The organism is Streptomyces sp. NPDC004031 (genome assembly GCF_053604375.1).
The window spans coordinates 1-1,358 of record NZ_JBSGHL010000164.1; the positions used below are offsets into that span (position 1 = coordinate 1).

The 1,358-nt window shown below is 56.8% G+C and carries 1 protein-coding gene; it reads left to right on the forward strand.

Annotated elements, in window-relative coordinates:
- Window positions 1–15: 15 nt before the first annotated feature.
- Window positions 16–1,358: hypothetical protein (locus ACWERV_RS36845; RefSeq protein WP_452941266.1), on the forward strand; the 1,343-nt coding region annotated here is incomplete at its 3' end.

Consider the following 1,358-nt stretch of genomic DNA (forward strand, 5'->3'; position numbering starts at 1 on the left):
CATATCTCGGCGCAGATGATGGTCGGCGAGTCGGCCGCCATTCTCGGAATGCCCGAGTTGGTACGGGATATCACGGAATCCCCTGCTGTGGTATCTGATTGCGACGCGGCGAAAACCGCTCAGGCATTAATGTGGATTGCACTTCGAAACAGTGGCGACAGTTCGTCAGTCGCTGAATTGCTCGATAAGCATGATTTCGAGGCGGAGACCGCGCCCATTCTACTCAACGCTGCTGTCCGAATTTATCTGGCGATTGGACGGCCGGAGAAAGCTGCGATTTTAGGAGAGAAGCTCGTCGCTTTGGTAACGACGACCTCGGCTCAGCCTGTGAAGATTCAGGCTGCCGATACGCTTACTCTGCTTGGGGACTGCAAGGCGGCGATATCGCTGCTGACATCGATTCCGAATGTCAATCTCAGTCGTGGGTTGCAAACACGCCTACTGGAGGCATACGCAAAAGGCGGTTACCGCGCGAAGGCTCGGTCCATCATGGATAGTGCTCCCGCAGATTGGTTCGAGGACGACGCCTTCGTCGGCATGGCAGTCCTGGCCGCGCAGCAGGCGAATGATTGGCACCGGTTAAAGCCACTGGCCTTGCGACAAAGGGACCGTTGTCCTACCGACGCTCGCGCCTGGGAGTTTTGGTATCGCGTCGCACTCCAGACCTTGCGGCCGGCAGAAATCCGGAGCGCGTTTGGCGAGGCCCCGCTGGAACTAAGCGGTGAGCCCAAGATTATCCGCAGGGTGGCGTTGGCTGAAATTCAATACGGTGACCGTGACCTCGGTATGCGTCGGTTGTATCGATTGTTTAGATGTAACCTCGACAACGCGAACGTTGCGGCGGGTTTCATCACCGCCCTGCTCACTGCCGATGACATTCCATGGGGCGCGACACCTACAGCCGTTTCTGCGGGTGTTGCGGCCACACTGCTGCGAGAAGATGGGTCGCCGTTCACCGTTGTAATTGACCCTGCAGACGTCGGTACTCTTCCGCAGGCACAGAATTACTTCCCTCATGACTCTGCGTTTGCTGCGAACTTTATCGACAAGAGGGTTGGCGAGACGGTGACCATTCGGCATCAGATGGGAGAAGAGACCACCTATCGCGTTGCTTCATTGATGCCCGCCTCTAGGCATCTGCTCGGGTACGCGCACGAGCTAACCGAAAAGACTGTAGAACCCATTCCGGGCTACCTGACTATGTCTGTAAAGAACGACGACGGCAGCATAGACATGTCTCGGATTCACTCACAGTTGAAACGACAGTCGGGAGGGGCGGACCTAGTCATCGATGGCTACAGGCAGGGTCTCCTTACCGTAGGCCTTTGTGCGCAGTTGCTTGGACGTTCGCCAGTGGA